Raw genomic sequence first — 21,289 nt, forward strand, 5'->3', positions numbered from 1 at the left:
TCAGCCCTCCGCTTTCGGATTGCTTGTCGTCAAAGATGTCAAACCACCGATCGGTGCCGAGAAATCGCGATCGATCTGCGGGCCCGGCTTGATGGTGTCGCCTTTGCCTGCCTCAAAAGCATCAATGATTTCTTCAAGACGTTCAGGTGTCAGATCTTCATAAGCATCTTTGAAGATCATGACCATCGGCGCATTGACGCAAGCACCCTGACACTCAACCTCTTCCCAGGACAAAGTGCCTTCAGCATTGAGCGTCTGCGGGTCATGATGAATTTTGTGTTTGCACACTTTCATCAGCTCTTCAGCGCCGCGCAAGGCGCACGGCGTTGTGCCGCAAACCTGAATATGAGCGCGTGTGCCAACCGGCTTGAGCTGGAACTGCGTATAGAATGTTGCCACTTCCAGAACGCGGATCAACGGCATTTCCAACATCGCAGCAATATGCTCGATGGAAGCCTTAGTGACCCAGCCATCCTGTTCCTGCGCACGCATCAGCAGCGGAATAACCGCGGACTGCTGGCGACCTTCAGGAAATTTCTTAATTGTCTTTTCAGCCCAAGCCTGATTTTCCGCATTAAACGAAAAGCTGGCCGGCTGAACGGAATCATCTGCGAGACGACGGACGGACATCAGCGGTCTACCTCACCAAACACAATATCGAGCGAACCAAGGATCGCGGAGACGTCGGCCAGAAGATGACCGCGACAAATGAAATCCATGGCCTGAAGATGAGCAAAACCCGGTGCACGCAATTTGCAACGATACGGTTTATTCGTGCCGTCAGACACGAGATAAACACCGAATTCACCCTTCGGTGCTTCAACTGCGGCATATACCTCGCCTTCCGGCACATGGTAACCTTCAGTGTAAAGCTTGAAATGATGGATGAGAGCTTCCATCGAGCGTTTCATTTCGCCGCGTTTTGGCGGAACAATTTTATTATCTGTATTCGACACAGGGCCGACGCGCTCTTTGCCGAGCAGCAGTTCACAGCACTGGCGCATAATAGAGGCGGACTGGCGCATCTCTTCCATACGGATCAGATAGCGGTCATAGCAGTCGCCGTTCTTGCCGATCGGAATATCGAATTCCATCTCGTTATAGCATTCATAAGGCTGGCTCTTGCGCAGATCCCATGCGGCACCCGAACCACGCACCATAACGCCGGAGAAGCCCCATGCCCATGCATCATCAAGACTGACAACACCGATATCGACGTTACGCTGCTTGAAAATACGGTTGCCGGTAATCAGGTTATCGAGATTGCTCAGCGTGGTCTTGAGGAACGGGTCGATCCAGTTTGCAATATCCTGGATCAGCTGTTCAGGCAGATCCTGATGAACACCACCCGGACGGAAATAAGCAGCATGCATACGGGCACCACAAGCGCGCTCGTAGAATACCATCAGCTTTTCACGTTCTTCAAAGCCCCAGAGCGGCGGCGTCAGCGCACCAACGTCCATGGCCTGCGTGGTTACGTTCAGAATATGATTAAGAATACGACCAATTTCCGAGAACAGTACACGGATCAGCTGACCGCGCTTCGGCACAGTAACACCGAGCAAGCGTTCAACTGCCAGCGCATAGGCATGTTCCTGATTCATCGGCGCCACGTAATCAAGACGATCGAGATAAGGAACAGCTTGCAGATAGGTTTTGGTTTCCATCAACTTTTCGGTGCCGCGATGCAGCAGGCCGATATGCGGATCAACACGCGCCACCACTTCACCATCCAGCTCCAGCACCAGACGCAAAACGCCGTGCGCCGCCGGATGCTGCGGGCCGAAGTTGATATTAAAATTTCTTACTTGTGTCTCAGCCATTGTCGGCATCCTGTGTAGAGGCATACGCTGCCAGAAACTCTGCTTCCGTCATTTTGCCTGTATCATTGGCAAAAGCGTAATTTTCAGGCTTACTGTCGATGAAAATTTCAGTCGTAAACCTGAATTGCGCAGGATTTTCAAACGCCTGAATGGAAACGACACTGTGGGAACCATCCTGCATACGCCACATCAGCGTAGAACCGCAGGCCTTGCAAAAACCACGCTCGCCCCATTGGGAAGAGCTGTAAAATGCAAGATCATCACCATTGGTGATTTCAAGGCTGTCGCCGCAATCCACACTCAGAAACACGCCACCAGACCATTGGCGGCACATCGAGCAGTGGCAGGCACCCATCTCGTCATTTACAGGCTTCGCCGAAAAGCGCACCGAGCCACAGAGGCAGCGACCTTCCAACTTAGCACAATCAGACATTCTTCAATCCTCACGTTTGACGTAGCAGATTAATTAATTCCAGCTTTTATCAGCTTAGTTCGTTTTGGCTTTCTCATCGCCCGGAAGCACATAGTCAGTCGCTTCCCATGGAGACAAGAAGTCAAAATTACGGAATTCCTGACGCAACTCAACCGGCTCGTAAACCACGCGCTTGACCTGATCATCATAACGGACTTCAACGAAGCCTGTCAGAGGGAAATCCTTACGCAGCGGATGTCCTTCAAAACCATAGTCAGTCAAAAGACGACGCAGATCCGGATGACCGGAGAACAGAATACCATACATATCGTAGGCTTCACGCTCGAACCACAATGCACCGGCATAAACACCGGTAATTGATGGCACTGGTGTATCTTCATCCGTAACGACACGAATGCGTATACGCAGATTGTGACGTGGCGACATCAGCTGATAGACCACATCGAAACGGTTAGCGCGCCCTGGATAATCCACGCCGCTCAAATCGGTAAAGTTTACGAACTGGCACTGCACATCATCACGCAGGAATGTCAGAACGGAAATGATCTGATTACCCGGAACAGTAATGCTCAGCTCACCGTAACGCAGCGAAGTGGTTTCGATTTTATTGCCGAGACGCTCAACCAGATAGCCTGAGAGTTCATTGAGAGCTTCTTCTGTCATCATATCCCCCAATCAACGCTCAATCGTACCGGTGCGGCGAATCTTCTTCTGCAGCATCAAAATGCCATAGAGCAGCGCTTCAGCGGTCGGAGGACAGCCCGGAACATAGATATCAACCGGAACAACACGATCACAACCGCGCACCACAGAATAGGAATAATGGTAATAACCACCACCATTCGCGCAGGACCCCATCGAGATCACATAGCGCGGCTCAGGCATCTGGTCGTAAACCTTGCGCAGAGCCGGTGCCATTTTATTGGTCAGCGTACCCGCAACGATCATCACGTCGGACTGACGTGGTGATGCACGCGGCGCAATACCAAAACGCTCGGCATCATAGCGCGGCATAGAAATATGCATCATTTCAACGGCGCAGCAGGCAAGACCGAAGGTCATCCACATCAATGAGCCGGTACGGGCCCAGGTGATGAGTGCATCTGCAGACGTAACAATAAAGCCCTTATCGGACAGCTCATTGTTCAACTCACCGAAAAACGCATCGTCCTGACCGATCAACTTACCTGTGTTCGGATCAATAATGCCCTTAGGGCGGGGAGCAATCAGCGTCCCGCCTGCCGGATTATTTGCAGACATAGCGTTTGCGGTGTTTTGGCCAGAGGTCAATCCCATTCGAGGGCTCCCTTCTTCCATTCATAAATGAAGCCGATGGTCAGAATGCCGAGGAAGACCATCATGGACCAAAATCCGAACATACCGATTTCACCGAAGGACACAGCCCACGGGAACAAGAATGCGACTTCAAGGTCGAAGATGATGAAAAGAATGGATACCAGATAGAAACGCACGTCAAACTTCATGCGTGCATCATCGAATGCGTTAAAACCGCACTCGTATGCAGAGAGTTTCTCTGGATCCGGCTGTCTGTACGCGACCAGGAATGGCGCTACCAGCAACGCAATTCCGATCACCATTGCCACGCCAATAAAAATGACGATCGGCAGATAGGAACTTAAAAGCTCGTTCATTACCCTATTTCCGGCTTCAAGATGTAAAGTTGTGCACTACATAAGCCATTTGACGGCTACAGCCATGTGACACATTGCACCTTACTATCAATCTCGCCCAAACAGCTTCAAATGGCGTGCCGTGCGAATACAGTGCTTTGTATGGGGACGGTTATCGCAGTCGACCGGATTGCGCAAGCCTTTATAGCGCATGTCTCCTATGCGCTCACACGGATATGATTAATAAAAGCCAGCCTGTTAACAACTCAAGGCAACCCGACGCGTCCTACAAAACAATCCGCCCGAGAACTGAATCTCCGGCACAGTGACTTGTCAATTATATCTGAAAAGAATCAAAACGACATCAGGGCATCGTAACGCACATAAATCGCGTGCCATATGGCGCCCGACCAGCTCACATTTAATTGAACCCGCAATGCACGCTCTCATGTTTTTGAGCCACCCAATATTGGTAGGCACTCAATAAACGCAACAAAACAGAACAGCCCGCCAACTCTGACAATCTGAGCGTTAAAAAAGAAAGTCAGCACTCTTTATATACAAGGAGAGATAAGAGCTTGCCCCGAATACGATCTGCGCAGCTCAAACCAGCACAGACCACCCTCACCCCGACAAGACAAGCGTGGGGATTCGCGCATCGATATAATGTGCATACATCCAAGCTTTGAAGCACCAATGATTCACGCAGTGCAAATGCATATGTTTAAATATGAATCAGATGACCGTGCACAACATGCATTTCATGGCACCGGCACTCCACATCAATAAACAGTACAGCGAATGCGCACTTAAACTTGCGGAACAAATAAGAGATAAAGAGGATTTATTGGCGGGGTGCGCCACTTTCTCCGATTTCGATTTTAAAGAAGAGAAAGTGGCGCGAGTGACGGGGCTCGAACCCGCGACCTCCGGCGTGACAGGCCGGCACTCTAACCAACTGAGCTACACCCGCGCAGTACTTCATGTGCTGAAGTGATTTTGTATGTACCCTGATTCATTTTTAAAATCAAAGGGTTTTCTTATAAAATTCACAAATAAATGAAAAATTTTTCATTTAAAAACAAAAGGTTAAATATGGACATGAAAGGTAAATTATAAAGCAGGCGGGGTGCGCCACTTTCTCTGATTTCAAATTTTTAAAGAAGAGAAAGTGGCGCGAGTGACGGGGCTCGAACCCGCGACCTCCGGCGTGACAGGCCGGCACTCTAACCAACTGAGCTACACCCGCGCAGTATTTCAGATTTAATCTGAAGACCTTAAGCTATTCGCTTGAGGCACCGTAACGTTTCCGTCCGGTATGGGCGCTGTCTAATGGGTTCCCTGTGAACTGTCAAGCGAGCTTTTAAAAGTTTTTCATCAAAAATGAGATAAAATACGCGAAGCTGCATAAGGCTGTCTTTATATATATAGGACGCTCTCAGAGAATAAATTTTATACATAAATCTGTATGAATTTCTGCCTCCCCTCCTCCCTATAAGCATCTGAAATCTAAGAATCATCCGAAACGGCGCACTGCACACATGTCAGGAATGTGAACAAACAAAAAATAATGCACATTTCTGTTTTATTTTGATTTTTGCTCTTGCGCTGAATCAAAGAATTCCGTAAACGAGCCTCACAGCCGCTGCAAAGCGAGCGGGCGATTAGCTCAGTTGGTAGAGCGCTTCGTTTACACCGAAGATGTCGGGAGTTCGAGTCTCTCATCGCCCACCATTTATTTCTCTGAGAAGTCAGATTGATAAATGAGAATATAAATATGTAGTGCTCATATTTATGTTCGATGATAAAAAGCAGCACAAACCGCTTTTAGCGAGCGGGCGATTAGCTCAGTTGGTAGAGCGCTTCGTTTACACCGAAGATGTCGGGAGTTCGAGTCTCTCATCGCCCACCATTCCTTTCCCCTTTGAATATCACATACTACATATAGACTGATGATACTAAATCATTAGAGCATATCGTGTTTATCGTACCCACAGCGCTCGCTCTATCTATCTGTTTTGCGCATGTCGTTATCGCATGAAGTGATTCATGCCACACGATGTCGGGTATGGCTCATTATCAATTAGCAATAAAATTATTTTGTTTGGCTGGCTCAACCGAATTTCAAAAAAGAATCGTGAGCCCGTTCCGGCGCTTTTGTAAAGCAAAGAATCTGCCTGCAAACCGCAAAGATTCAACCCCAAAAGCGCTTGTTTCTTATATATTGCAGATAAGAATCATATGCACCGGCGGCACCCTGCCCTCATGCCAGATCTATGCCTCATGGCCTCTCTCCCGGATATTTATACAGCCCTGTGTATAGCGGGTAAAAATAAATCAGAGACACCATAGGTATTGACGAAAAATTCATAACATATACCATATATAGTGTCTTAAGCAGACCCCACGATTCTGCGACCGCAGATTCGAAACGGCGCTTAAAACGACTTTATCAGGTGCGTTGAATACGGAAATACCGAGTGTAATCTGGATCAGTCACGCCTGTTCTTTGCTGAAAACGGAGAATCTCTCCTGCCCAGTGAAGAAACGGAACTTGGTGCCAGTCATTAAGGTCCAGAGCATTGCATAATACACAGGCGCCAACCGGTTTTCTGTGTGTATGCAGCAAATGTAAGAAGCCAGAGCGGGCGCAACGAAAAAATGAAATGCGATACGCTCCGGTCATGTTGAAGACGGAAGAAATGTGTTGAGCCGGCCTGCATTATACACAAGCCAGCAAATCACATTTTCACAAGGCAACAGGAATCAGGTTGTGCGCAAGGTCAGAGCTGCTTTTCAGGTATCGGGTTACAAACAGGCTTCAGAGTCTGTGTTTCAACATACCGCGTCAGCAGATAACTCACCGCAGGCATCTATGTCAGCCACACCAGCCGCCAGAGCGCAGCTGCGCCCAATGGCTTTATATGACCATCCGTGAAACCGGCTCCGGAGCTTCTCGCAAGTTTTCCGGATCTCCTTTTCTGCCTCTACCGTCATTCAGTCCGTATCATCAGTTTTAAAGTACAGCATGCGTTTTGCGGATTAACCGCAGTTTGTGCAGCACATGAAAGGCGCGAATAAAGCGCGCCATAAATTTCGTCGCCCTTCTGATCGCAAGGTGACGGAACCATAGTGCTCGGATTTATCGCTGGTAACAGTCTCTGCAGAGGCAGCCAGCGGGGAATACAGGGAAGCGTCAAACGCACCGTTTTTTGAGGGCAAAAAGCTCCGGAGAACAGAGGATACCGCACCGTCAGGTGCAAAAAAGAAGCGCACCGTCAGGTGCAAAAACGAAGCGTACCGTCAGGTGCAAATGAATGCCGCACCGAAAGGTGCAAAAAACAAGCACCATCCGGTGCAGCCATTTGAAGCCCTGCAAAGGGAAACGTAGCCCCCGCTACACTGCCTGCGGCAAGTTCCGAGCGGAACAAGCAACAGACAGACACCATAGAGAAAGCTCTGAAAAATATCAGGGCGTCAAGAAACGAGGAATCCGATGTCCATTACCGTTTACAGCAAGCCAGCCTGTGTTCAGTGCACCGCCACCTACCGCGCTCTGGAACGTCAGGGAATCGATTTCAATATCATTGATATTTCTGCCGATACAGAAGGCTTCGATACAGTTAAGCGTCTTGGTTACATGCAGGTTCCGGTTGTTGTTGCCGGTGACACCCATTGGGCCGGTTTCCGTCCGGATATGATCAGCGCTCTGGCTTAATCAACAGCGCTGGCAGTCCGCCTGTTGTGCGGATGTTTTCCCGCGAACGAACCTGCCCGTCTACACTCAATGGTGACGGGCAGTCGCGACCGGCAAACAAATCACCTTCAGGCAAATGCCAGAAACCTTACGCCCTCTTTCTTATATGTCCTGCAATCACACGGGCTGAAATGCCTGACCGGCAGCATTATATAGAGAGGGTCTTTGTTTGACTTCAGTACGTCACTGAGGCTTTGACATAGGAAGTGGCTATGAGCATGCTCGTCTATTTTTCAAGCGGCACGCAAAATACGCATCGCTTTGTTACCAAAACCGGACTGCCTGCTCTGCGTATAGCGTGCAGCATGAAGGAAGAAATTCTGCTGGTTACTCAGCCATTTGTTCTAGTTGTGGCAACCTATGCCGGAGGAGACGGACGCGGTGCGGTTCCTAAACCCGTCATACGTTTCCTCAATGACAGTTCTAACCGTTCATTGATCCGTGGTGTGATTGCCGGTGGAAACCGTAACTTTGGTTCTACCTATTGCCTCGCAGGTACAGTCATTTCTGAGAAGTGTCAGGTGCCGTTTCTATACCGCTATGAATTAGCCGGTACTGATGACGACGTGATCAATGTGCGTAATGGTCTGCACAGATTCTGGCAGCAGGCCCAGGCGGCGTAGCCGCTGTCTAGTAAAAAACACCGGCCTAGCCATAGGTCTACGAACTAACGGCATAACCGCCGGGCTTTTAAACACCAGAGCATTTTTAATAATGCGAATTAAAAATGCTCTGGCGGTTTAACGAATACAAATTGAATAACTGTCCGCTTTTACGAGAAAAGCAGGGGCAGTATCCTGAACAGGTGTGTAAACGAAGCCGGGACTTTGTTTGCCAGACCCGAAAGATGAATTGGAAAAACTGTGGCGACTCTTGAGCTTGAACGATCAGACAAAACCAATACCAACAGTTCAAACAGCGGGAGTTCTAACAAGGATGCTCCGGCGATGGATTATCACGCGCTGAATGCCATGCTGAACCTGTTTGGCCCGAATGGTGAGATCCAGTTTGATATGGATCGTAAAGCCGTTCGCCAGTATTTTCTTCAGCATGTGAACCAGAACACGGTTTTCTTCCACAATCTGGAAGAGAAACTCGATTATCTGGTCACCCAGAATTATTATGAAAAAGAAGTTCTGGATCAGTACTCATTCGAGTTTGTGCAGAACCTCTTCAATCTCGCTTATAAAAAGAAATTCCGCTTCCCGACCTTCCTCGGCGCGTTCAAATATTACACCAGCTATACGCTGAAAACATTTGACGGTCTACGCTATCTGGAACGCTATGAAGATCGCGTCTGCATGGTCGCGCTGGCACTGGCCGACGGCGATGAAGCTCTGGCGATCTCGATCATGGAAGAAGTGCTGTCCGGCCGTTTCCAGCCTGCGACACCAACCTTCCTCAACGCCGGTAAAAAACAACGCGGCGAGCTGGTTTCCTGCTTCCTGCTGCGTATGGAAGACAATATGGAATCGATCGGCCGCTCGATCAATTCCGCACTGCAGCTTTCCAAGCGCGGTGGTGGTGTTGCTTTTGCACTGACTAATATTCGTGAGCATGGCGCGCCGATCAAAATGATCGAGAATCAGTCTTCCGGTATTATTCCGATCATGAAGCTGCTCGAAGACGCTTTCTCCTATGCCAATCAGTTGGGTGCGCGTCAGGGTGCCGGTGCGGTTTATCTTAATGCCCACCATCCGGACATTATGCGCTTCCTCGATACCAAGCGCGAAAATGCCGATGAAAAAATCCGCATTAAAACTCTGTCGCTCGGCGTAGTGATTCCGGATATCACTTTTGAACTGGCGAAAAATGACGAGGATATGTACCTGTTCTCGCCATATGATGTGGAACGCGTTTACGGCGTGCCTTTCACTGAAATTTCGGTTTCAGACAAATATCGCGAAATGGTTGATGATGGCCGTATCCGCAAGCAGAAGATCAAAGCGCGCGCTTTCTTCCAGACTTTGGCGGAAATTCAGTTTGAATCCGGCTATCCGTACATCATGTTCGAAGATACCGTGAATGCAGCCAATCCGATTGCCGGTCGCATCAATATGAGCAATCTCTGCTCGGAAATCCTTCAGGTCAGCGAAGCCAGCACCTATAAAGACGATCTGAACTACGAGCATATCGGCAAAGATATTTCCTGCAACCTCGGCTCGCTCAATATTGCGATGACCATGGACTCACCGGATTTCGGTAAAACCGTTGAAACATCGATCCGTGCACTGACTGCTGTGTCGGATATGAGCAAGATCAATTCCGTGCCTTCCATTGCCCGTGGCAATGACGAATCACACGCAATTGGCCTTGGTCAAATGAATCTGCATGGTTATCTGGCACGTGAGCGCATTTATTACGGTTCAGAAGAAGGCGTGGATTTCACCAATATCTACTTCTACACCGTGGTCTATCACGCGATTAAAGCCTCGAACCGCATTGCTATGGATCGCAAGTCGAGCTTCGTTGGTTTTGAAGATTCAAAATATGCTGACGGTACTTTCTTCGACAAATATACGATCAAGCTCTGGGAGCCGGAAACAGCGCGCGTTCGTGAATTGTTTGAAACATCCGGCGTTGCGATTCCAACGCAGGCAGACTGGGAAGAGTTGCGCAAATCAGTGATGGCGCATGGTATGTATAATCGTAATCTTCAGGCGGTTCCGCCGACAGGTTCGATTTCTTACATCAACAACTCGACCTCTTCGATCCACCCGATTGCATCCAAGATTGAGATTCGCAAAGAAGGTAAGATCGGCCGCGTTTATTACCCTGCCCCGTTTATGAGCAATGATAATCTGGAATATTATCAGGATGCTTATGAAATCGGTGCAGAGAAAATCATCGACACTTATGCAGCGGCAACGCAGCATGTGGATCAGGGCCTGTCCCTCACCTTGTTCTTCCGTGATACCGCCACAACACGCGATATCAACAAGGCGCAGATCTATGCATGGCGCAAGGGAATCAAAACAATCTACTATATCCGCCTGCGCCAGATGGCTCTGGAAGGGACACAGGTAGAAGGCTGCGTTTCCTGTTCCCTGTAATCATCGTCACGTTTGAAAAAGTACCGTCTGTCCAAAGACAGACGGTCTTCTCCTCATATATTTAGAGCTTAATATGAACGCCCAACCTAAACTGATCTGCGCTACGAAAGCCGTTAACTGGAATCGCATCGAGGATGATAAAGATCTCGAAGTATGGAACCGTCTGACCGGTAATTTCTGGCTGCCGGAAAAAGTTCCGCTTTCTAACGATATTCCGTCCTGGGGTACGCTGACGCCAGCGGAAAAAACGCTGACCATTCGTGTTTTCACCGGTCTGACCCTGCTGGATACTATTCAGAACACCATCGGCTCAATCTGCCTGATGCCGGATGCGGTGACACCGCATGAAGAAGCTGTGCTGTCGAATATCAGCTTCATGGAAGCGGTTCATGCCCGCTCCTATTCCTCGATTTTCTCCACACTCTGCTCAACACCGGATGTGGATGACGCCTATCGCTGGAGTGAAGAAAACCCGCATTTGCAGCGTAAAGCCGCTCTGATCGTCAACGAATATAAATCTGATGATCCGATGAAGCGCAAAATCGCCAGCGTTTATCTGGAAAGCTTCCTGTTCTATTCAGGCTTCTATCTGCCAATGTACTGGTCGAGCCGTGCAAAACTAACCAATACTGCTGACCTTATCCGTCTGATTATCCGCGATGAGGCCGTGCATGGTTATTATATCGGCTATAAATATCAGGTCGCTTTGGAAAAAGAGAGTGAAGCCCGCAAGGAAGAGCTAAAAGATTTCGCCTTCTCAATGCTGCTCGATCTCTATGATGTTGAGACCAAATATACAGCTGCGCTCTATGACGGCACCGGCCTGACCGAAGATGTCAAAAAATTCCTGCATTACAATGCAAATAAGGCACTGATGAATCTCGGTTATGAAGCACTGTTCCCGAGCACGGTCACCAATGTTAATCCGGCGATCCTGTCTTCGCTCTCACCGAATGCCGATGAGAATCATGACTTCTTCTCCGGTTCCGGCTCCAGCTATGTGATCGGTAAAGCGGTTGCGACTGAAGACGATGACTGGGATTTTTAATATATTCTTCAAATAAAGAAGAAAATTCATCTGAAAATACTTCTTTTGCGAACATAAAAAATAAACAAGCCCCAGAGCCGACAAACCGGCTCTGGGGCTTGTTTATTTTAGGGAGTTTTTTAACGCGTTGAAATCAATATAATATCCATTGTTTTCAATCCATGTAATTGAGCAAAGCCTTCTAAACAGCAGCATTTTATTAAGCAAGAACAACACTTAATTTTCATTTACTATGTAATTTAAGTCTTGAAAAACAATCTGTGCGCTATAAATCAAAACAGGTCAGCAAGACCATAACAAATAAAGAACTATCTGGAGTTAAGGCAATGAAAGCAATTTTCAAACGTTTCGCTAAAAGTGAATCCGGCGCAACTGCAATCGAATACGGTCTGATTGCAGCGCTTATCGCTGTTGTGATTATCGGCGCTGTAACAGCACTCGGAGATAATATCTCGTCCACATTCCAGACCATTGCAGATAAAATTGGTACTGGTGAGTAATCTAAAAATTTCAAAGGCTGAAAATCTAGCCAATGAAATTACACCGTCCGGCCAAGGCCGGACGGTTTTCTTAAATATTGTTGCCCACATTTTTATTTGGTGAGGCTCATGAATAAATCTCGGTTCTGGCAATCCCAGACTGGTGCAACGGCTATTGAATATAGTCTGATTGCTGCATTTATCGCTTTAATGATAGTGGGCTCGCTTCTCGCTCTGGAGCCAATGCTGACTGAACCGTTAGACACTGTCAGCAATACGTTAAACAAACAATAATTCTTTCATTTTCATAGCCATGCCGCGCTTTGTCACGCTGCACATCTCCCTCATCTGCTTCTATAGTCGCATCATCAATCTGAATAGCAATGCGATGAAAGCCTGATGAATCACATACAAAGCGCCCCTGTAAAACCCGACTATCTCCATTTTGATCCTGCGACCCGCCGCGTGCGTATTGATCCGCACCAGCCGGAATTTGTGCAGAATCCTTATGCCGCTTATGCATGGCTGCATCACAATGCGCGGGTGTTTTTCTGGGAAGATTACGGTTTCTGGTGTTTTGCCGGTTATGACGATATCAACAAGCTGTTCCGCGACCGCCGTTTTGGCCGTGAAGAACCGGGCGGTTATCGTGCTAATGCAATCAACCGCGAACACCTCAAAGATTTTGATGGCGTAGAGCGTCACTCCATGCTGGAGATTGAGCCGCCGGTGCATACCCGTCTGCGCACTCTCGTCAACCGTGCTTTCGTCTCCCGTCAGGTTGAACGCCTGCGCCCGCGTATTGAAAAGCTCGCTAATGAGCTGATTGACGGTTTTGAACACCAAGGTCATGTCGACCTGATGCCAGCCTTCGCCACTCCTATTCCGGTGGTAGTGATTGCGGAAATGCTCGGTGTACCCACCGACAATGCCCCGCAACTGCTCGACTGGTCGCATCGCATGGTCAACATGTATATGCACAATGCCACGCGTGAAGTGGAAGACAGTGCTAATCAGGCGGCCAAAGAGTTTTCCGATTATTTGCGTGACTACGCTGCACAGCGCCGCAAAAATCCGGGTGATGACCTGCTGAGCCTGTTACTGGCCGCTGAGGAAAATGGCGCCAAGCTCTCGGAAGATGAGCTGATTACCACCTGTATCTTGCTGCTCAATGCCGGACATGAAGCAACGGTCAATCAGACCGGTAATGCGGTTAAGAGCATTCTACAAAGCGGTCTGGATCATCGCGATCTGTTTGCAACGCCGGAATCAACCGCTGCCACGGTTGAGGAAAGCCTGCGCTTTGATGCGCCGCTGCATATGTTCACCCGTTATGCCTATAATGAGACTGAAATTGCCGAAGGTGTAATACTCAAAGCCGGTGAACAGCTCGGTCTTTTGCTTGGTTCCGGCAACCGCGATTATCAGGCTTTCGAGCAGCCGGACCGCTTCTGGCCGGAACGTCCGGATCAGAAGAATGTTTCCTTCGGTGCGGGTATTCATTTCTGTATCGGCGCACCGCTGGCACGTCTGGAAATGCAGGTGTCTCTGGCAACATTGTTCAAGCGTCTGCCGAATATCCGCTTTGCCGAGCCGCCACTTTATGACGATACCTATCATTTCCACGGTATGCAAAGCCTGAAACTGGAATGGTAAAAACAAAAACGCCGCGTCTATCAAGACGCGGCGTTTTCTATTCCAGACAATATAACTTTAAAGCTTTATCACATAGGTTTTACGAGTCGTTTCAATCACTTCCCACGTGCCTTTAAAGCCCGGTCTGATGATGAAACTATCGCCTGCCCGCAAAGTGACCGGCTCTTTGCCTTCTTCTGTGACCACAGACACACCGCTGATCAACTGGAAGAACTCCCACTCATCATAAGCGACATGCCATTTACCAACAGTAGACTCCCAGATACCGGCATAAAGCCCGTCTGAGGTCTCTTCCACATTCCATGTTTTGAACTGCGGATCGCCGGAAATGATGCGCCCTTCAGCGGGCGCACCAAGTTCCGGTTCAGACTCTGTGTTTACAGGCAGCAACAACGACATCAGGCGATCTTCGCCAAAGCCTGTTCAAGATCAGCGATAATATCGTCAGCATCTTCAATACCGATCGACAGACGCACCACTTCAGGCCCTGCACCGGCAGCAACTTTCTGCTCATCAGTCAACTGACGATGGGTTGTCGAAGCCGGATGGATAACCAGCGAGCGAGTATCGCCAATATTGGCCAGCAGCGAGAACAGTTCCAGCGAGTTAGCGAAAGTCTTACCGGCTTCATACCCACCCTTCAGACCGAAAGTGAAAACCGCGCCACCGCCCTTTGGCGAATATTTCTGCTGCAGAGTGTGATATTTGTCGGTTGGCAGACCGGCATAACGCACCCATGAAACTTTCTCGTGCTTTTCCAGCCACTGAGCTACTTTCAGTGCATTGTCGCAATGGCGCTGCATACGTAGTGGCAGAGTTTCAATACCGGCCAGTATCTGGAACGAGTTGAACGGAGAAATCGCCGGACCAAAATCGCGCAAACCAAGTGTGCGTGCTGCAATGGCAAAAGCAATATTGCCGAAAGTTTTGTGCAGTTCCGCACCGGCATATTCAGGACGTGGCTCGCTCAGCATCGGGTAATTGCCGGATTTCGACCAGTCGAAAGTACCGCCATCAACCAGAATACCGCCCATGGAATTGCCATGACCGCCAATAAATTTGGTCAGCGAGTGCACAACGATATCTGCACCATGTTCAATCGGGCGGATCAGATATGGCGATGCCATTGTATTATCAACGATCAGCGGCAGACCATGCTTATGTGCGATTTCTGCAATAGCAGCGATATCAACAACGATACCACCCGGATTAGCCAGACTTTCAATGAAAATCGCACGGGTCTTGTCGTCGATCTGTTTCTCAAAGCTGGAAACATCATCTACGTCACCCCAGCGCACTTCCCAGCCGAAAGACTTGAAGGCATTTCCAAACTGATTAATCGAACCGCCATAAAGCTTGTTCGCAGCAACAAAGTTGTCACCGGTGCGCAGCAGATTATGGAAAACCAACAGCTGTGCAGCATGGCCGGATGCGGTGGCAACCGCAGCTGTACCACCTTCAAGCGCTGCAACGCGTTCCTCGAGAACGGCTGTCGTCGGGTTGGTCAGACGGGTATAGATATTACCGAATGCCTGCAGGCCGAACAGAGCGGCGGCATGGTCAACATCGTCAAAAACATAAGATGCTGTCTGATAAATCGGCGTGGTGCGGGCACCGGTTGTCGGATCCGGCTTTGCGCCTGCATGAATGGCAAGGGTATCAAAACCGGGGCTGCGCTTAGACATTCTCTACTCCCAAGATAAAAAATTTGGGACAGGTTAGAATTTTACTTTCCCACAAGCAAAGAAAAAGATTCCGCTTAACCCTATAATTCACGCAAACTATTATCTTTTTCCGTTTCACGCAGACACCGGTTACTCATAAATGTGTTTATGCTCCGATCAGGCGCTGATGCTGCTGTTTGGTGCACATATTGGTCACCACCTTTATTCCGGCAGCACGCGCTTTGGCTTCGGCCTCTTCATGGCTAATTTCGAGCTGTAACCACAAAACATCCGGTTGTGTTTTCAGCGCCAGAACCTCATCAACAATGGCAGGCACTGCGTTAGAAGCGCGGAAAACATCAACAATATCGATCTTCTCAGGTATATCTGCCAGTGAAGCATAAACTGTCTGGCCGAGTATTTGTTTCCCCGCCTGCCCCGGATTAACCGGAAAAACCTTGTAACCATGCTCCAGCAGATATTTCATCACGCCAAAGCTCGGGCGATCTTCATTCGGAGAAGCCCCGACCAGTGCAATCACATGCTTGGTTTGCAGGATGGATTTCACTTGTTCATCATTCATGACGCTCTCCGTTTTCATACTTGTTTATATAAATCCTAATCTAGGTTCATATCTGTGATAATTAAAGAGACACGCCCTGCGGCGCTCTATAAGTGTTAAAACCAGCGATAATTAATAGGGTAACATATTACCCCGCTTTCAAATCATTGATTTTGCTTAATAATTTCAAAAACACTCCAATTTACTACACTTGACGGTCTATCATCTGCACTGTATTGGACAGCCAGAAAGCATGCATCCTTCAAAGATGAGTGTTTTTTATTTGTTACGTGCGGATTTCCGCCGGAACACAAGCAACAAAAAAAGCCTTGCACCCGTTTCTGGTCATCAGTCTCAGTCGCAAGGATTATTCAAGGATAACTTCAATGGCAACTTTTTCTCAGAAGCCAGCAGAAGTGGTGAAGAAGTGGATCCTGATCGACGCTGAAGGCGTTGTTCTTGGTCGTCTCGCTTCTCAGGTCGCCAACATTCTGCGCGGTAAGAACAAACCAACTTTTACTCCACATGTTGACGACGGTGACAATGTCATCATCATCAATGCGGACAAAATTGTTCTGACCGGCAAAAAGTTTACCGATAAGGTTTACTACTGGCACACTGGCCACCCAGGCGGTATTAAAGAACGTACAGCTCGTCAGATCCTCGAAGGCCGTTTCCCGGAACGCGTCGTTGAGAAGGCGATTGAACGTATGGTTCCGCGCGGTCCGCTCGGCCGTCGTCAGATGAAAAACCTGCGCGTTTATGCAGGCGCTGACCACCAGCACGAAGCACAGCAGCCAGAAGTCCTCGACATCGGCGCTTTGAACAGCAAAAATAAGAGGAACGCATAATGGCTGAGCAGCTCAACTCGCTCGAAGAACTTGGCACAGTTGCAGCAGCTGCTGCGCCTGAAGCTCCGGTTCACGTTAAAAAAGTCGACGCTCTCGGACGTTCTTATGCGACCGGCAAGCGTAAAGATGCGATTGCACGCGTTTGGGTAAAGCCAGGCACAGGCAAAATCGTCGTCAACGGCAAAGAGTTCAATGCATATTTTGCTCGTCCGGTTCTGCAGATGGTTCTGCAGCAGCCAATCGTTGCAGCAAACCGCGCGGGTCAGTTTGACATCGTTGCGACTGTTGCTGGCGGTGGTCTATCCGGTCAGGCCGGTGCAGTTCGTCACGGCATATCAAAAGCCCTGACCTACTACGAACCAGCTCTGCGCGCAGTCCTCAAGAAGGGCGGCTTCCTGACACGCGATAGCCGTGTTGTAGAACGTAAGAAATACGGTAAGGCGAAAGCCCGTCGTTCTTTCCAGTTCTCCAAGCGCTAATATCTTTAGCACTTCCGATATTAAGAAAGCGGGTCTTCGGATCCGCTTTTTTTTATTTCATGCGACAGAGTAGCGGCTGTCACCTGCAACGCTTGGTCTTTATGCTTTCACATCACCAAGCCTCAGGATTCTGTCTCATGCACAATCGCTCTCCGTTCGCCAATCTTCCCGATGCCCCTTATTATGTTGTCGCCTTTTCATCCCAGCGCACTGCGAATGATGATGCAGGCTATGGTGAGATGGCCGATCAAATGGTTGAACTAGCTGAAAAACAGGACGGTTTTCTTGGCGTCGAAAGCGTGCGCGATAGCAGCGGCTTCGGCATTACCAATTCTTACTGGCGCGATGAAGAAAGCATTCGTAACTGGAAGCGCAATGTCGATCATCTTGCCGCGCAGAAGCAAGGCCGTGCGATGTGGTATGAAACCTACGCTTTAAGGATTGCCCGTGTTGAACGCGCCTATGGTTTTCATACTGAAAGCCATAAAAGCAAATGACAATCAACAACCACGCATTACGGCGCCTAGACTTGCAAGATATGGAACTCGCCTCCCGTATTCATAGAGCGTCCTTCAATGAACGCCTGCCATGGCTTAAAGGACTGCACACACCGCAAGAAGATCATTGGTTCTATGAAAACTGCATCTTTCCGCAATGTGAGGTCTGGGCAGTCTGCGCGCCTGAAATGGCTGGCATTATCGCCTTTAAGGCAGATTGGGTCGAACAGCTTTATATTCTGCCGGAGTTTCAAGGATATGGCATAGGCAGCGCCCTGCTCAAACAAGCACAGCAAACATTCCCGCATCTGCAATTATGGACATTCCAGCGCAATATTCAGGCGCAGAAATTCTACGAAAATCACGGCTTCATCGCAATCCGCGAGACTGATGGTCGTGACAATGAAGAAAAGGAACCGGATATTCTTTTTGAATGGCGAAAATCCGGCTTCTGAAAGTTGTTATCTCTCAGTCTTTCCAGACCCGCAAATTCTCACGGTTGATTTCCAGCTGCCTTGCCGGAGTTTGCTTGTAATAATCAACAGCCATACCGCTGATCCAGTCGCCGTAAGCGGGATTGGGCAGCATTATGAATTTCGAACCGAATTGCTTCTGCTGCGCTGCAACCTGCAAACGGCGCTCACGATTATTCTTGCCATAATATTCAGTGCCAAAATCATTGAGATTGTCGCCGATATAAACCACCACATCATAGCCCTTTGATTTAACCAGATCAAAGCGCGCCTGCTTGTTGGACTGTGTTGTGCGCAGAAGAACCGTTTCGCGCGACACACCGGGAAAGCCAAGCTTTTGCAGGTTTTCAACTGTAGCCACGTAAGATGTGTCGTCGCGATTGGAGACATAAAACATCCGTCCGCCGTGTGAATTGACATAACGGGCGAAAGAGACTGCGCCGTCAATCGCAACTGCTTGCTTCGCCTCCATCCAACGCGCCCATGTCGGCTTGGTATAAGGCACGCCGTGCTCTATCCGCCAAGCGGCATAGGCAGAATTGTCGATCATTGTTTCGTCCAGATCAACGATAACTGCTTTCTTACGACCAGCTTGCGCCTTTGCCGTATCAAATGCACGGCGCGCTGTATTAAAAGCCTGATAGGCCAGCGCCTGATATTCACCGGATTGCTGCACCCAGTTTACTGCGAGAACCGCTTGCTGTTCCAGCTTCACTTGTGCTGCGTTCTGATCGGTTACGCACCCGGCTACAACGGTGGCCATTCCTGATAATACGACAACTCGCAATGCAGTGCTTTTCATGTCATCCCCTCAGACAAATCCAAAAAGCACTATCTGCGAGCAAAGCAACACGTTGCACAATCACAACTCTGCGCCCGATAATATGCAGAACTTATAAAGCAATCGGCTTGTTATTATGCCGATATAACAAGCATTGCGGAGACAGCAGTTGCCATGCATTATCCTATATATCCGGCAGGATGTCTGGCTGGAAAAGATAGTACCTGACAGAATGAATCAACTGCTTTACAGGTTGATTCATCAAAAATCTCTAACCGCATGAATTCTCTACCTATAAGGCAAAATTCAAATGAAACCGAAAATCTTTATTGACGGCGAACATGGCACAACGGGTCTACAGATCCGCACACGTCTTGCCGGTCGCACTGATCTGGAAATCCTGTCTATTCCGGAAGAAGAGCGACGTAATAAAGACCTGCGCGCTGATCTGCTGCGCTCGGCTGACATTGCAATTCTCTGCCTGCCTGATGATGCTTCGCGTGAGGCCGTTATTCTGCTTGAAGGTCATGCCACCCGGATTATCGACACGTCCACTGCACACCGCACCCACTCCAACTGGGTCTATGGTTTTGCAGAGCTGGAAGCTTTGCAGGCACAGCGCATCCGTGAAGCACGTCTGGTGGCCAATCCTGGTTGCTATCCGACGGGCGCAATTTCTCTCATCCGCCCTTTGCGTGATGCAGGGCTGATGGGCGGTGATTATCCGGTAACTGTTAATGCAGTGTCCGGTTATACCGGCGGCGGCAAGCAAATGATTGCCCAGATGGAAGAGGTGAACCATCCGGAACATATGAAGGAAAACAACTTCCTCTATGGCCTGACACTCAAGCACAAGCATCAGCCGGAAATGCAGGTATATGGCAAGCTGGATCAGGCACCGATTTTTGCACCAAGCGTCGGCCGTTTCCCGCAGGGCATGATTGTGCAGGTTCCGGTCTACCTCGACCTGCTCAAAGGCAAGCCGACACTGGCAGATGTACATAAAGAGCTCACCGCTCATTATTCCGGCCAGAAGATTGTGCGTGTTGTGCCTCTGGAGGAAAGCGCTGCATTGGCGCGTGTAGATGCGGAAATGCTGGCTGATACTGACGGCATGAACCTCTATGTCTTCGGCACTGAAGGCGGCAAGCAGGTCAATCTGGTGGCTGTGCTGGATAATCTCGGCAAGGGTGCATCGGGTGCAGCCGTGCAGAATATGAACCTGATGCTGGGTCTGAGCTAAGCCATTATGAAGCAACGGCATGTGATGCGACCGGATTTTCCGGCACAATGGCAGATTACCTCTGCAACACTGCTGGCTGACACCAATTCCAGTCATATCTGGAAAGCAATCGCCGGAGAGGAGAACTCTCCGGTGATTGTAAAAATACTGAAACCCGCTGGTCATGAAGAGCTACGGGGCGCTTATTATATGCGTGAGCGCGATGGTCACGGTTCTATCCGGCTTCTCGATCTCCAGCTTGATCCAACCATGATGCTGCTCGAATATGCTGGCGACTATGATCTTAAAGCGCATCTGGATGCCGGACATGATGCGGAAACAATCCGCATCGCTGCGGATTTGATCCGCGCTTTGCACAGTCCTTCCGGTCAGGCTCTGCCGAATGAATTGCAGCCTCTGCGCAAGCATTTCAAAAGCCTGTTTGATCTGGCCGGGACCGCACAGGATATTTATGCCGATGCCGCAAAATTAGCGTTGCATTTGCTCGATCAGCCGCATGAGATTATCGCCCTTCATGGTGACCTGCATCATGAGAATATTATTCAGAGTTCGCGTGGCTGGCTGGCCATTGATCCGCACGGGTTGTGCGGTGATGCAGCTTTTGACTGCGCCAATCTTTTTTACAACCCGCTTGGCCGTGATGATCTTTGCCTTGATGAGCATAGAGCTTTGACTATGGCTGAGACTTTTTCAGAGGTTATTGGCAAGCCTGCCTCGTATATTCTCGACTATGCCTTTTGCTATGGTTGCCTCTCGGCTGCATGGCACCGCGAGGACGGCAATGATGCGGACGAAGCGCGGGAGCTGAAAATAGCATTTGCATTGCGCAAACTACGCATTGAAACTTACCCATAAAAAA

The 21,289-nt window shown here is 49.1% G+C and carries 24 protein-coding genes and 4 tRNA genes; 15 read left to right on the forward strand and 13 right to left on the reverse strand.

Annotation, left to right across the window (positions count from 1 at the left end):
* The 8 genes from nuoE to QUF18_RS10610 form a co-directional block, all read right to left on the reverse strand.
* Positions 1-630 carry an NADH-quinone oxidoreductase subunit NuoE gene (gene nuoE, locus QUF18_RS10575; protein ID WP_353074508.1) on the reverse strand — a complete coding sequence of 210 codons (630 nt, stop codon included), beginning with the start codon at positions 628-630 and terminating at the stop codon, positions 1-3.
* Positions 630-1,823: an NADH-quinone oxidoreductase subunit D gene (locus QUF18_RS10580; RefSeq protein ID WP_289387025.1), complete on the reverse strand. Its 1,194-nt coding sequence runs from the start codon at positions 1,821-1,823 to the stop codon at positions 630-632. Before QUF18_RS10580 ends, nuoE begins: the two co-directional genes overlap by 1 nt.
* Entirely contained in the window at positions 1,816-2,256 is a 441-nt protein-coding gene (locus QUF18_RS10585; protein ID WP_289387026.1) for a GFA family protein, read from the reverse strand. The genes QUF18_RS10580 and QUF18_RS10585 overlap by 8 nt, the downstream gene beginning before the upstream one ends.
* A gap of 54 nt (positions 2,257-2,310) precedes the next feature.
* Positions 2,311-2,919, reverse strand: a complete 609-nt coding sequence (locus tag QUF18_RS10590) for an NADH-quinone oxidoreductase subunit C (RefSeq protein ID WP_289387182.1) — start codon at positions 2,917-2,919, stop codon at positions 2,311-2,313.
* Between the two features lie 12 nt (positions 2,920-2,931).
* On the reverse strand, positions 2,932-3,516 hold the full coding sequence (locus tag QUF18_RS10595) for a NuoB/complex I 20 kDa subunit family protein (RefSeq protein WP_122007122.1): 585 nt from the start codon (positions 3,514-3,516) through the stop codon (positions 2,932-2,934).
* Positions 3,517-3,542: 26 nt separating this feature from the next.
* Positions 3,543-3,908, reverse strand: a complete 366-nt coding sequence (locus QUF18_RS10600; RefSeq protein ID WP_289387027.1) for an NADH-quinone oxidoreductase subunit A — start codon at positions 3,906-3,908, stop codon at positions 3,543-3,545.
* Between the two features lie 875 nt (positions 3,909-4,783).
* A tRNA-Asp gene (locus tag QUF18_RS10605) sits at positions 4,784-4,860 on the reverse strand.
* 199 nt (positions 4,861-5,059) lie between these two features.
* Positions 5,060-5,136, reverse strand: a tRNA-Asp gene (locus QUF18_RS10610).
* Between the two features lie 409 nt (positions 5,137-5,545).
* Here QUF18_RS10610 and QUF18_RS10615 point away from each other — a divergent pair.
* From QUF18_RS10615 to nrdH, 3 genes are all read left to right on the forward strand, one after another.
* Positions 5,546-5,621: transfer RNA gene (locus tag QUF18_RS10615), tRNA-Val, on the forward strand.
* Positions 5,622-5,723: 102 nt separating this feature from the next.
* Positions 5,724-5,799, forward strand: a tRNA-Val gene (locus QUF18_RS10620).
* A 1,584-nt stretch (positions 5,800-7,383) separates the two neighbouring features.
* Positions 7,384-7,605 (forward strand): glutaredoxin-like protein NrdH, encoded by a 222-nt coding sequence (gene nrdH / locus QUF18_RS10625; RefSeq protein ID WP_289387029.1) that lies wholly within the window; start codon positions 7,384-7,386, stop codon positions 7,603-7,605.
* Here nrdH and QUF18_RS10630 read toward each other — a convergent pair.
* Positions 7,589-7,720 (reverse strand): hypothetical protein, encoded by a 132-nt coding sequence (locus tag QUF18_RS10630; protein ID WP_289387030.1) that lies wholly within the window; start codon positions 7,718-7,720, stop codon positions 7,589-7,591. The genes nrdH and QUF18_RS10630 overlap by 17 nt on opposite strands.
* A 136-nt stretch (positions 7,721-7,856) precedes the next feature.
* Here QUF18_RS10630 and nrdI point away from each other — a divergent pair, with 136 nt between their 5' ends.
* The 6 genes from nrdI (at position 7,857) to QUF18_RS10660 (ending at position 13,880) form a co-directional block, all read left to right on the forward strand.
* A complete protein-coding gene (gene nrdI / locus QUF18_RS10635; protein ID WP_289387031.1) occupies positions 7,857-8,267 on the forward strand; it encodes a class Ib ribonucleoside-diphosphate reductase assembly flavoprotein NrdI in 411 nt (136 codons plus the stop codon).
* 324 nt (positions 8,268-8,591) lie between these two features.
* Complete coding sequence (nrdE, locus tag QUF18_RS10640; protein ID WP_289387186.1) at positions 8,592-10,697, forward strand: class 1b ribonucleoside-diphosphate reductase subunit alpha; 2,106 nt, start codon at positions 8,592-8,594, stop codon at positions 10,695-10,697.
* A 73-nt stretch (positions 10,698-10,770) separates the two neighbouring features.
* Positions 10,771-11,745, forward strand: a complete 975-nt coding sequence (gene nrdF, locus QUF18_RS10645) for a class 1b ribonucleoside-diphosphate reductase subunit beta (protein WP_289387033.1) — start codon at positions 10,771-10,773, stop codon at positions 11,743-11,745.
* A 326-nt stretch (positions 11,746-12,071) separates the two neighbouring features.
* Positions 12,072-12,245 carry a Flp family type IVb pilin gene (locus QUF18_RS10650; RefSeq protein WP_289387034.1) on the forward strand — a complete coding sequence of 58 codons (174 nt, stop codon included), beginning with the start codon at positions 12,072-12,074 and terminating at the stop codon, positions 12,243-12,245.
* A 108-nt stretch (positions 12,246-12,353) separates the two neighbouring features.
* The gene (locus tag QUF18_RS10655; protein WP_289387035.1) at positions 12,354-12,518 is read left to right on the forward strand and encodes a Flp family type IVb pilin; all 165 of its coding nucleotides are present in this window, start codon (positions 12,354-12,356) and stop codon (positions 12,516-12,518) included.
* 105 nt (positions 12,519-12,623) lie between these two features.
* Positions 12,624-13,880: a cytochrome P450 gene (locus tag QUF18_RS10660; protein ID WP_289387036.1), complete on the forward strand. Its 1,257-nt coding sequence runs from the start codon at positions 12,624-12,626 to the stop codon at positions 13,878-13,880.
* 57 nt (positions 13,881-13,937) lie between these two features.
* On the opposite strand, the gene QUF18_RS10665 is transcribed toward QUF18_RS10660, so the two are convergent.
* The 3 genes from QUF18_RS10665 to QUF18_RS10675 all read right to left on the reverse strand — a co-directional run bounded on the left by QUF18_RS10665 (position 13,938) and on the right by QUF18_RS10675 (position 16,127).
* On the reverse strand, positions 13,938-14,279 hold the full coding sequence (locus QUF18_RS10665) for a cupin domain-containing protein (protein ID WP_289387037.1): 342 nt from the start codon (positions 14,277-14,279) through the stop codon (positions 13,938-13,940).
* On the reverse strand, positions 14,279-15,565 hold the full coding sequence (locus QUF18_RS10670) for an O-acetylhomoserine aminocarboxypropyltransferase (protein ID WP_289387038.1): 1,287 nt from the start codon (positions 15,563-15,565) through the stop codon (positions 14,279-14,281). Before QUF18_RS10670 ends, QUF18_RS10665 begins: the two co-directional genes overlap by 1 nt.
* 145 nt (positions 15,566-15,710) lie before the next feature.
* Entirely contained in the window at positions 15,711-16,127 is a 417-nt protein-coding gene (locus QUF18_RS10675) for a CoA-binding protein (protein WP_289387039.1), read from the reverse strand.
* A 365-nt stretch (positions 16,128-16,492) separates the two neighbouring features.
* Here QUF18_RS10675 and rplM point away from each other — a divergent pair, with 365 nt between their 5' ends.
* The 4 genes from rplM to QUF18_RS10695 all read left to right on the forward strand — a co-directional run bounded on the left by rplM (position 16,493) and on the right by QUF18_RS10695 (position 18,388).
* Positions 16,493-16,957, forward strand: coding sequence for a 50S ribosomal protein L13 (rplM, locus tag QUF18_RS10680; protein ID WP_289387040.1), 465 nt, complete (start codon positions 16,493-16,495; stop codon positions 16,955-16,957).
* A complete protein-coding gene (gene rpsI / locus QUF18_RS10685) occupies positions 16,957-17,436 on the forward strand; it encodes a 30S ribosomal protein S9 (RefSeq protein ID WP_289387041.1) in 480 nt (159 codons plus the stop codon). The genes rplM and rpsI overlap by 1 nt, the downstream gene beginning before the upstream one ends.
* A gap of 137 nt (positions 17,437-17,573) precedes the next feature.
* Complete coding sequence (locus QUF18_RS10690; RefSeq protein ID WP_289387042.1) at positions 17,574-17,933, forward strand: antibiotic biosynthesis monooxygenase family protein; 360 nt, start codon at positions 17,574-17,576, stop codon at positions 17,931-17,933.
* Positions 17,934-17,974: 41 nt separating this feature from the next.
* Positions 17,975-18,388 carry a GNAT family N-acetyltransferase gene (locus QUF18_RS10695; RefSeq protein WP_289387188.1) on the forward strand — a complete coding sequence of 138 codons (414 nt, stop codon included), beginning with the start codon at positions 17,975-17,977 and terminating at the stop codon, positions 18,386-18,388.
* A 13-nt stretch (positions 18,389-18,401) separates the two neighbouring features.
* Here QUF18_RS10695 and QUF18_RS10700 read toward each other — a convergent pair whose 3' ends face one another.
* Complete coding sequence (locus QUF18_RS10700) at positions 18,402-19,208, reverse strand: 5'-nucleotidase, lipoprotein e(P4) family (protein ID WP_289387043.1); 807 nt, start codon at positions 19,206-19,208, stop codon at positions 18,402-18,404.
* Between the two features lie 289 nt (positions 19,209-19,497).
* Between QUF18_RS10700 and argC the strand changes: the two genes are divergently transcribed.
* Both argC and QUF18_RS10710 read left to right on the forward strand, forming a co-directional pair.
* On the forward strand, positions 19,498-20,430 hold the full coding sequence (gene argC / locus QUF18_RS10705) for an N-acetyl-gamma-glutamyl-phosphate reductase (RefSeq protein ID WP_289387044.1): 933 nt from the start codon (positions 19,498-19,500) through the stop codon (positions 20,428-20,430).
* A 6-nt stretch (positions 20,431-20,436) separates the two neighbouring features.
* Positions 20,437-21,285: an aminoglycoside phosphotransferase family protein gene (locus QUF18_RS10710; RefSeq protein WP_289387045.1), complete on the forward strand. Its 849-nt coding sequence runs from the start codon at positions 20,437-20,439 to the stop codon at positions 21,283-21,285.
* Positions 21,286-21,289 lie beyond the last annotated feature (4 nt).

It is taken from the genome of Pseudochrobactrum kiredjianiae, assembly GCF_030362795.1.
GTDB classification, from domain to species: Bacteria; Pseudomonadota; Alphaproteobacteria; order Rhizobiales; family Rhizobiaceae; genus Pseudochrobactrum; species Pseudochrobactrum kiredjianiae.